The following is a 10732-nucleotide window of genomic DNA, read 5'->3' on the forward strand; positions in this document are numbered from 1 at the left end:
GCCAGAGTTGCCCTGAGCGTCAATATTCCGCTCAGCGTACCTGCGCCGGTGCTGAGCGCCGCTGATTGCGAAATCTGGCGTGCGCCCGCTTTCAACGGGTCAATGCGAGGCGCAGAATCGCTGATGCGGCTCACGCACGTAGCGCCCTGCCCTACTCCGACTCGGCGGATTCGATCTTGCCGAAACGGCCGCGAAGCGAAGCCGTCGAGCTACCTTGTAAACGCAGCGGAGAACTTTCGAACCGTCGAAGTCGGGGGATGGTGTGGGCTCGAATCGGAATGCCGCCGGTAGTCTCTGCGCGTCGCGTGTTGGTTTTCGCTGATGGCGCATTCCGCCCGGAACGCGGGGGCGGCCCGCCCCACCGCGCTCTTCGTAATGGGTTCCGGGCGGTCCGGATCGTCCGCACTCACCCGGATTCTCTCGCAATGCGGTGGTTCGCTGCCGACTGCGCTGGTCGGGGCGACCAAGGACAATCAGCGCGGGCACTGGGAGCCGCGAACCGCCCTCTACGTCAACGAGGCGATCCTCCGTCGCCACGGCAGCGCCGGCTATGACCCGTCATTGCGGATCCAGGCTGAAGACGCGCTGAACCCAGCCGAGAAGGCCGCATGTATCGCCAAGGTGCGACAGTTCTTCGCCAAGTTGCCCACCGCCCCATTCGTGGTCATCAAGGAGTTGAGGATCACCTGTCTGGCGGACATCTGGTTCGACGCAGCTCGTTCGGCCGGATACGACATCGCCACGGTCATCCCGGTCCGCCATCCCGGCGAGGTGGCCGCGTCGATCGCGGCACGCGACAACTTGTCACCCGAACACTCGAGTGCCCTCTGGCTGAAGTACAACCTGCTTGCCGAGAGGCACACCCGTGAGGTGCCCCGGGCATTCGTCGAATACGCGAACCTGCTGGCCGACTGGCGGCACGAAGTCACACGGATATCCGCGGCGCTCGAGATCGATCTGAGCGTCCGGGACGACACCGCGATCGAGGAGTTCCTGCAACCGACCCTTCGACGACAGCGACTCGCCGGACCCGTGCCCGAGCCTTTCGGCACCGACTGGATCTCCGCGGTTTACACGGCCCTCTGCCGGGCCTCGCGGGACGAGCCGTGGGACCAGTCGGAGATGAACCGCGTCTACGAGGCGTACCGGGCCAGTGAACGTGGCCACTGGACGGCGTTCGAGGGCTTCCGCCGCATCCACGACAGCGTCCCGTCCCGCCTGCTCAGGCCTCCGGTGCAGAAGCTGTTCCTCGAACTCTTCGCCTTGGCTCACCGCCGGAACGAGACCTGGACCTACGTGGACCGGCGACCATGACCACGGCGGGATGAGCAACGTACTGCAGCCGCTCGACCAGGCCGTGTTCGACATCGAGCGGGCGACAGGCACGGCCAACCTCCTCCAATGCGCCTGGATTCTCCCCGGCGCGGTGAACCGCCGGGGCCTCGAGCACTTTCACCAGCGCCTACGACGCGATGTCCTGGCGTCTCGACGTATCGAACGATCGCCGCTGCCCTTCGGTCGCCATCGCTGGGTGGCGTCCTCGCGCATGTCGGACATCGAGTTCGTGACGACGGCGCGTCCGCGCAGCGATTTCAGCGATTGGCTGAACGAGCAACCCGGCATCATGCTTGACCCCGAGCACGGACCAGGCTGGCATCTCGCGGCACTTCCCTTCACCGACGGAGGCTCCGGGGTCAGCCTCGTCATCTCGCATTGCCTCACCGATGGCATCGGGTTGTGCGACGCGCTGGTCAACGCTGCCGGTGACGGCGACGCCGACGCGAACTGGCCCGACGCGGCGTCACGCAGACGCTCCCGGGCGCTCCGCGAGGACCTGCGGCAGACGGTGCGCGACACTCCGGCCGTCGGACGAGCCGGTGCCGCCGTGCTCAGGATGGGCCGGCAGGAGCGCGAGTCTGCCGAACCGACGCTTCCCGAGCACACCGGCGGGGACGAGATGGTCGTCATCCCGAGAGCAACGATCTTCGTGGACGCGGGTGACTGGGACAGCCGCGCCGAGACACTCGGGGGAACCAGCAACACCCTGCTGGCAGCCTTCGCCGCCCGGCTCGCAACCGGACTGCGACGAGTCACCGCCGACGGGCTCGTCACGCTGGACATGCCGGTCAACGAGCGCACCCCGGGCGACACCCGCGCAGGCGCCGTGCGGGATGCCCACGTGACCGTCGACCCGACTTCTGCCACAACCGATCTGAGCGGGATGCGGACCGCGATCAAACACGCGTTGATGCAACACCGGGAGACCGCGGACGACGAGATGGCGCTGATGCCACTTGTCCCGCTGCTCCCGCGGCGGGTGCTGAGACGAATGGTCAACGTGGTGCACGGCAGCGCGACGAGAGTCGTCTCGTCGAACCTCGGCGCCATCGACGAAGCGGCGAATCGCCCCGACGGCACGGAGGCCGCCTATTTCGCCATGATGTGGAAGTACCCGCACGTGACGAGGGAACTACTCCATCAGGGCGGGGGAATACTCGCGCTGCTCTCAGGACGATTGCACGGGCGCGTCTTCGTGTCGGTCTTCGCTTACCAACCGGGTCACTCGAATGACCAGCTGCCGCAGCGGCTGGTGGACACACTGCGGGAGTTCTCGCTCACCGGCACCGTGCTGTGAATCAGCGGAGCAGATCGGTCCGATCCGCTCCGCTGACTCGACGGCTCAGTACTTGTTGCAGGAGTTGAAAGCCTGCGCCATGACGGGCACGTTCTGGTCGGCGCCCGGCACGCTCATGAACATCCGCGCCAGCTGCTGACGCTGAGCCGGGCCCGCGGCGAAGAACTGGCGAAGGTAGGACTGCGACATCGGCTGCGAGTCGAACGCCGACGCCGGCCCGGGATTCTCGGCGCGCAGTGCCGCGACCCACTGGTCGTAGGTACAGGTGGAGTTGATGGCCGGCCCGAGATCAGGCTGCGCCGACGCGACGCCGGCCCCTACTGTCAACGACAGCGCCAGACCGCCCACCACAACGGCCACTTTGCTCGACGAAATTTTCATCATGCTTGTCTCCTTTCCCCCCGGCACCGAACTCTAATCGCCGAGACCGAATGTTGCCCATACTTTTCTGTCATCGTCGCCGCCTCGCCGTTCGTTACCAACGAAACGAATTCTCTCGTGATGCGCACGAATTCGACATGGTTCGGACCGGCGATGTGCGTGCGAATGACCCCGGCGCCGATTCAGACAGACCGCAGCGTCCTAAACGGGCGCGCGGGGAAACTCGACCGTGGGCGGATCGTCGTCGTCCCGGCGCTGCTCGGTTCCGAGCAGCGCACGGACCAGCCCACGCGGACCGTAGGGGCGCAGCATTGTGCTCGCCGGCCTCGGCCGCACCCGCTGCGGCCACCAGAACCAGCGCCCCAGCAGCGCGGCGATGGAGGGGGTCATGAACGAGCGGACGATCATCGTGTCGAACAGCAGTCCCAGACCGATGGTCGTGCCGATCTGGCCGATGATCTGCAGGTCACTGACCGCCATCGAGGCCATCGTGGCGGCGAACACCAGACCCGCGGTGGTCACGACCTTCCCGGTCCCACCCATCGCCCGGATGATGCCGGTGTTGATGCCGGCGCCCACTTCCTCCTTCATCCGGGACACGAGCAGGAGGTTGTAGTCGGATCCCACGGCCAACAGGATGATGACCGACATCGCCAGCACCATCCAGTGCAGGTTGATGCCGAGGATGTACTGCCACAGGAGCACGGACAGGCCGAAAGAGGCGCCGAGCGACAGCACCACAGTGCCCACGATGACCAGTGCCGCGATGAAACTGCGCGTGATGATCAGCATGATGATGAACACCAGGCAGATCGCTGCGATGCCGGCGATGAGCAGGTCGTAGGTCGACCCGTCCTGCCAGTCCTTGGCGGTCGATGCTGTTCCGGCGAGGTAGATCTTGGCGTCGCTCAACGGCGTTCCCTTGAGCGCCTCCTCGGCGGCGACCCTGAGTTTCTCGACCCGTTCGATGCCTTCCGGCGTCGCCGGATCACCGTTGTGGGAGATGATGAACCGCGCCGACTTCCCGTCCGGCGACAGGAAGGAAGCCATCGCGCGTTTGAAGTCGGGGTTCTCGAAGACCTCGGGCGGCAGGAAGAACGAGTCGTCGTTCTTGGCCGCGTCGAACGCCTGACCCATCGCACTGACGTCGGTGGTCTGCTCATCCATCTGTGCCGAGATCCCCGACATCGTGGAGTGCATGGTGAGCGACATCGTCTGAATGGTCCGCATCACCTCGATTATCTGCGGGAATTGCGCGGCGAGCTGAGGCAGGAGCACGTCCAGCTGCTCCATGTCCTTGGTGAGGACCTGGATTCTGTCGTGGAGGAAGTCCACACCGTCAATGGTGTCGAAGATGGACCGCAGCGCCCAGCAGATCGGAATGTTGTAACAGTGCTTCTCCCAGTAGAAGTAATTCCTGATCGGCCGGAAGAAATCGTCGAAGAGGGTGACGCTTCCCCGTAGCTCGTCGGTGATCGCGGCGATCTCCTGCGTGCTCACCACCATGCCGTGCGTGATCTCGTTCAACCGCTGGATCAGCGCGTACTGCTCCTGCAAGATGCCGATCATCACGCCCATGCTCTCGGCCTGCTTGAGCATGTCCCCATTGCGTTCGCTCTGGAATTTCTGCACCTGCCACTGGGTGGCGCTCTGCAGGCTGAGGAGAAACGGTATTGACGTCTTCTCTATCGGTGTTCCCTCTGGACGGGTGATCCCCTGCACCCGCGAGATCCCGGGAATCCCGAAGAGGGCCTTGGCGAGCTTGTTGAGAGTGATGAAGTCCGTGGGGTTCCGCAGATCGTGACCGGTCTCGATCATCAGGACGTCGGGCGTCAGACGCGCCTGGGTGAAGTGGCGTTCCGCAGCCGCGAATCCCTGGTTCGCCGGAATGTCCGGGGAGATGTACTTGCGGTCGTTGTAGCTCGTCTCATAACCCGGCAGCGCCAGCAGGCCGACGGCTGCGGTCGCGAGGGCCGCGACGAGGATAGGCGCCGGCCAGCGCGCGATCGCTGTGCCGATCCCCCGCCACCTGCGCGACTTGAGTCTGCGCTTGGGTTCCAGAAGCCCGATCGAGCTCGCCAGGGCCATGCCCGCAGGCACCAGTGTCACCGCGACGGCAACGGCTGCCAGCATGCCGACGGCACAGGGGACGCCCATCGTGTGGAAGTACGGCAATCGAGTGAAGCTGAGGCAGAGGATAGCGCCGGCGATCGTCAGTCCTGACGCGAGGACGACCGGAGCGGTACTGCGATATGTGGTGTAGTAGGCCGTCTCCCGGTCCTCGCCCGCTTGCCGCGCCTCCTGATACCGACCGAAGAAGAAGATCCCGTAGTCGGTGCCCGCCGCGATCGCCAGGAAGACCAGCATGTTGACGGCGAAGGTCGAGAGGACGAACACGTCGTTGGCGCCCAGTATCGCCACGATTCCGCGGGCCGCCGCCAGTTCCACGCCCACCATCACCAACAGCAGGATGACGGTGATGAACGAGCGGTAGACGATGAGCAGCATCGTGAAGATGATCACCACGGTGACGATGGTGATCTTCAGGATCGAGTCGTTGCCGCTGTGCTGCATGTCGGAGGCCAGCGGCGCCGCCCCGGTCACGTAGACCTGAACGCCGGCGGGCGGCGAGGACCGCGCGACGATGTCGCGAACCGCCTCCACCGACTCGTCTCCCAGCGGCGTGCCCTGGTTGCCGGCGAGGTTCAGCTGCACATAGGTGGCCTTGCCGTCCGGGCTCTGAACGCTCGATGACGTGAGCCGGTCGCCCCACAGGTCCTGCACGTGGGTCACGTGTTCGGGATCGTCGCGCAGCTGCTGGATCAGTCCCGCGTAGTACTGCCGGGCAGCCTCACCGAGCGGCTCCTGGCCTTCCAGGACGAGCATCGCCGAACTGTCGGAGTCGGATTCCTCGAACGCCTGGCCCATCCGCAGCATGCCCTGCGCCGAGGGCGCATCGGTGGGCATCAGAGACACCGAGTTCTCCTCCGCCACCTTCTCGAGTGACGGAATCGCGGAGCGCCAGTCCCAGCCGACCGAGGCCAGCGTCGTGTAGAGGATCACGGCGATCCACGCGACGATGATGACCGGCGAGAACCGGCGTATTGTCCGCGCGATGAACGGCGGGCGGTCTGTTCTTGTCCTCATACGACCCGGCTAGTCCCGCAACAGCAGGGAGCGCACCAGCGGTCGGGGCCCCACCGGTCGGAGCATCGAGCTGGCGGGACGGGGCCGCACCTGCTGTGGCCACCAGAACCAACGGCCGAGCAGGGCGGCGATGGACGGCGTCATGAAGGCACGCACGATCAGGGTGTCGAACAGCAGCCCGAGCCCGATGGTCGTGCCCACCTGGCCGATCGTGAGGAGGTCGCTGACGATCATCGAGCCCATCGTCGCGGCGAACACCAGACCTGCTGCCGTCACGACCTTTCCGGTACCGCCCATCGCCCGGATGATGCCGGTGTTGATACCGGCGCCGACTTCTTCCTTCATTCGCGACACGAGCAGCAGGTTGTAGTCCGAGCCCACCGCCAGCAGGACGATGACGGACATCGCCAGCACGACCCAGTTGATCTGTATCCCGAGTAGGTGCTGCCATACGAGGACGGACAGGCCGAACGACGCGCCCAGCGACAGCGCCACCGTACCGACGATCACCAGGGCCGCGATGAGGCTCCGCGTCATGATCACCATGATCAGGAAGATCAGGCACAGGGCGGCGACACCGGCGATCAGGAGATCGATCTTCGAACCGTCGATCTGGTCCTTCACCTGCGCGGCGGTGCCGGTCAGATACAACTTCGAACTCTCGAGCGGAGTCCCCTTGAGCGCTTCCTCGGCCGCCGTCTTGATCGGCTCGACCAGCTTGGTGCCCTCAGGTGTCGCGGGATCGCCCTTCTGCGAGATCAGCAGGCGCGCCGCTTTGCCGTCCGGCGACATGAAGATGTCCAGAACGCGCTTGAAGTCCTTGTTCTCGAAGATGTCCGGCGGCAGGTAGAAGGAGTCGTCGTTGTTCGAGGCGTCGAACGCCTTGCCCATCGCAGTGGCGTTGGTGTTCGAGTCGTCCATCTGGGCGAAGATCCCCGACATGGTGCTGTGCATCGTCAGCATCATCGTGCGGGTGCTCTGCATCTGGGCGATCATCGGCGGGAACGACAACAGCAGCTGCGGCATGAGCTCGTCGAGCTTGTCGAGGTCCGCCGTCAGGTCCTTCATCTTGAGCGTCACCTGGTCGACGCCGTCGATGGCATCGAAGAGTCCCCTGAACGCCCAGCAGATGGGGATGTTGTAGCAGTGCTTCTCCCAATAGAAGTAGTTGCGGATCGGCCGGAACCAGTCGTCGAAATCGGCGATGTGGTCCCGCAGCTCCACCGTGACTTCTTCGATCTCGTGGGTGGTTTCGACCATGCGGTGCGTCGTGCCGACCATCTCGGTCATCAGGGCCTGCATGCGCTGCATCACGCTGATCGTCGTGGACATCTCGTCGGCCTGTTTGAGCAGATCCTCCATGCGCGCCCGCTGGAACGGCATGGTCAGCTTCTGACTGGCATTGCTCATGCTCAGCATGAACGGGATCGAAGAATGCTTGATCTGCGTGCCTTCGGGCCGCGTGATCGACTGCACGTTGGCGACACCGGGAACGGCGAAGACCGCCTTGGCGAGTCTGTTGAGCACCAGCAGGTCCGCGGGGTTGCGCATGTCGTGGTCCGACTCGACCATCAGGAGCTCGGGTGAGGCCATCCGCGACTCCGGGAAGTGCCGCGCGGCAGCCGCGTAGCCCTGGTTCGCCGGGATGTCCTGCGGCAGGTACTTCTGGTCGCTGTAGCTCGGATTGTATCCGGGAAGCGTCAACAGGCCGATCAACGAGATCGCAATCGTGGCAACGAGAATCGGCGCCGGCCAGCGGACGATGGCAGTACCCACCCGACGCCACCGCCGAGTCGCCACCGTCCGTTTGGGATCGAACGTGGCCCAACGGCTGGTGGCGGCGATGCAGGCGGGCACGAGCGTGAGTGCCACTGCGACGGCGACGAGGATGCCTATCGCGCCGGGGACTCCGAGCGGTTGGAAGAACGGCAGTCGGGTGAAACTGAGGCAGGCGATCGCGCCGGCGATCGTCACCCCGGACGCGAGTACGACCTTGGCGACACTGCTGTACGACGTGAAGAACGCATTCTCCCGGTCCTCGCCGGCCTGACGTGCCTCCTGATATCGCCCTGCGAAGAAGATCGCGTAGTCGGTTCCTGCTGCGATTCCGACGGAGACCAGGAGGTTGACCACGTACGTCGTGAGTCCGACATATCCCTGGAGTGCCAGGAACGCGACCACACCACGGGCCACCTGCAACTCCACGAAGACCGTGAACAACAGGATGATGACGATGAGGATCTTGCGGTAGAGCAGCAGCAACATCAGGCAGATGACCCCGATTGTCACCAGGGTGATCAGCAGAACCGTCTTGTTGCCGCTCGTGCCCAGGTCGGCGACGATGGCCGACGGACCGGTCACATAGGTCTTGACGCCCGGCGGCGCCGGTGTGCGGTCGACGATGTCGCGGACGGCTGTGACAGAGTTCGTCGCCTCCGCCTGACCCAGCTCACCGACCAGGTCCATCTGGACGTACGCAGCTTTTCGATCGGCGCTCTCAGCTGCGCCCGCGGTCAGCGGGTCGCCCCAGAAGTCCTGGACGTGCTGGACGTGCGCTGGGTCGTCCTCCAGCTGACGGACGATCTCGTCGTAGTACCTGTGCGCTTCTTCACCGAGGGGCTCGGTGCCCTCGAGGACGATGATCGCCACGCTGCCGCCGGTGGACTGCTCGAACGCCTCACCGATGCGCTCCGCCGCGATCACCGACGGGGCGTCGGCCGGACTGAGCGACACCGAACGCTGCCGCTCGACCACCTCCAGTGGAGGAATCGTGACAGACAGCAGGACCATGATCGCCAGCCACCCGATGATGATCAGGGGCGAGAAGGATCGGATGAACGAGGCGATCCGCGGCCGTCGCACCCGCCGGTCCTCCGTGGAGACGTTACTCATGCGGCCTTCAGGAGGCATGAGGTGAACGCATTCGTGTTGTCGGACGTCTTCTCGGCCTTGACCTCACCGTCGACAGTGATGCGGCAACCGATGTTGCTGCTGTCGCCCTGGGCCATGAGGCTTCCTGTCGCGGTGGCATTCCCGATGTCGAACTGCAGCGTCCAGGGAAGGCTGATGCCCGTGATGTACTGCGGTTCGGAGTCCTTGTCGAAGTAACTGATGTTGGCGACGGTGCCGGGCGCGCCGAACACTTCGTACACCAACTGCTTGGGATCGAACGGCTTGGAATCGGCTGCTCTGGTGTCGGCGTATGAGACCCGATTGTCGGAGCCGAATATCCCGTGCAGACGCGACACCGTGAACCCGCCGGCAGCGACCACCGCGATCACGAGCAACGGAATCCACAACCGCTTCAGCAGCCTGAGAATCGCAGGACTCCTCCCCTGTACCAACAGCCCGGCACCATGCTGAGGCATGGCGCCACCTGATCGCAAACGCTGAACACCCCAGCGGGCGTCAACCGGTGGATGAAGGGTAACCCATGCCTGAAAGTGCCATATGGGCTTGTGCCCGACGCGATATGCGATTGCGATGGTCGCTTGATAAGTGCACGGCCGTACGGAAATCCTCGCTGTAATAGCAAACGACTCCATGCGCTACTACGGACACCGGAGCGGTGTATAACAGCAACTACATGATTAACCCCTTCGACCGTTCTTGAGCTGGTACGAATTCACTGTTGCCGATATCTGGCGAATTGTTGCACTTGCATCTAAGCGTTGCTCGCGGCAGCAGGCGTGAAGCCCGCAGCCGATTCTTCTCCTCGAATGCGAGGACGAGCGTCATCAAAATGTAATCAAGATTTGGGTTCGGTCAGCTTGACCATCCGGGCCTTTCGACTCCCCTGTCGGGGCCCGATGACGACTGGCGGCTCCGTTAATTAGCCGCCTCAGACGACCTCCCCGTCATGCCGATCCGTATCACCCGCGTCCCCGACACCGTCCGTTTGCCCGATGTGTTGGGAAACCTCATCTCCACCTCCTCACTCCTCTACCGTCCGTCTCCGGAGGGACGCGTCGGAAGGCCGCGTGCCGCCCCGGATCCCGGCGGTGGGCTCGACAATGTGCGGCACGGTGCGCAACAGAGGTGGGAGCCGGCATGTCACGAACCCTCGACTTCGAGGTCGAATCCGCGATCAGTGTCGAACAGATCCATGCCGCCTATTCCGAGGCGGACTACTGGGTGTCACGACTGGCGAACTACGGCGACAACGGTCGTCTCGACGCAATCGACGTCGTCGACGGCCTCGTGCAGGTCGTCACCGTCCAGGACCTGCGTAGCGCCCTGCTGCCCAAGCCGTTCGGAAAGCTGTATCCGCGTGACCTGGAGATCGTCCAGGACCAGACGTGGACCCTCGTCCACGGCGAGCTGCACGGGCAGGTCCGCATCGAGGCACGCGGCGCACCCGGTTCCGGTAGCAGCAGCGTGGTGCTGGCTCCGGCGGGCGGCGCCTCGCAGCTGCGCTGTACCGCGACGATGAAGGTCGACGTCCGGTTCGTCGGCGGCACGATCGAGGCCATGCTCGCCCGCCAGATGGTCGACGACACCCCCGAGATGCTGCGCTTCACCACAGTGTGGCTGAACGAGTGTGGCTGAACGAGCAGGCGTAGTGCGCTG

The 10732-nt window shown here is 64.5% G+C and carries 7 protein-coding genes; 3 read left to right on the forward strand and 4 right to left on the reverse strand.

The genetic code is table 11. The features are described from left to right. The first annotated feature begins 321 nt into the window (after positions 1–321). Positions 322–1314, forward strand: a complete 993-nt coding sequence (locus O6P37_RS14665; RefSeq protein ID WP_269894775.1) for a sulfotransferase family protein — start codon at positions 322–324, stop codon at positions 1312–1314. Positions 1315–1324: 10 nt separating this feature from the next. Next, entirely contained in the window at positions 1325–2635 is a 1311-nt protein-coding gene (locus O6P37_RS14670; RefSeq protein WP_269894776.1) for a hypothetical protein, read from the forward strand. Positions 2636–2680: 45 nt separating this feature from the next. Here the strand turns inward: O6P37_RS14670 and O6P37_RS14675 are convergent, their stop codons facing one another. The 4 genes from O6P37_RS14675 to O6P37_RS14690 all read right to left on the reverse strand — a co-directional run bounded on the left by O6P37_RS14675 (position 2681) and on the right by O6P37_RS14690 (position 9471). Then, the gene (locus O6P37_RS14675) at positions 2681–3019 is read right to left on the reverse strand and encodes a hemophore-related protein (protein WP_269894777.1); all 339 of its coding nucleotides are present in this window, start codon (positions 3017–3019) and stop codon (positions 2681–2683) included. Between the two features lie 198 nt (positions 3020–3217). Next, positions 3218–6163, reverse strand: a complete 2946-nt coding sequence (locus O6P37_RS14680; protein ID WP_269894778.1) for an MMPL/RND family transporter — start codon at positions 6161–6163, stop codon at positions 3218–3220. 9 nt (positions 6164–6172) lie between these two features. Then, positions 6173–9055: an MMPL/RND family transporter gene (locus tag O6P37_RS14685; protein ID WP_269894779.1), complete on the reverse strand. Its 2883-nt coding sequence runs from the start codon at positions 9053–9055 to the stop codon at positions 6173–6175. Beyond that, positions 9052–9471 (reverse strand): MmpS family protein, encoded by a 420-nt coding sequence (locus O6P37_RS14690; protein WP_269894985.1) that lies wholly within the window; start codon positions 9469–9471, stop codon positions 9052–9054. Before O6P37_RS14690 ends, O6P37_RS14685 begins: the two co-directional genes overlap by 4 nt. 742 nt (positions 9472–10213) lie before the next feature. Here O6P37_RS14690 and O6P37_RS14695 point away from each other — a divergent pair. Further along, a complete protein-coding gene (locus O6P37_RS14695; protein WP_269894780.1) occupies positions 10214–10711 on the forward strand; it encodes a DUF2505 domain-containing protein in 498 nt (165 codons plus the stop codon). Positions 10712–10732 lie beyond the last annotated feature (21 nt).

The sequence above is a fragment of the Mycobacterium hippophais genome (assembly GCF_027529605.1).
Taxonomy (GTDB): domain Bacteria; phylum Actinomycetota; class Actinomycetes; order Mycobacteriales; family Mycobacteriaceae; genus Mycobacterium; species Mycobacterium arseniciresistens.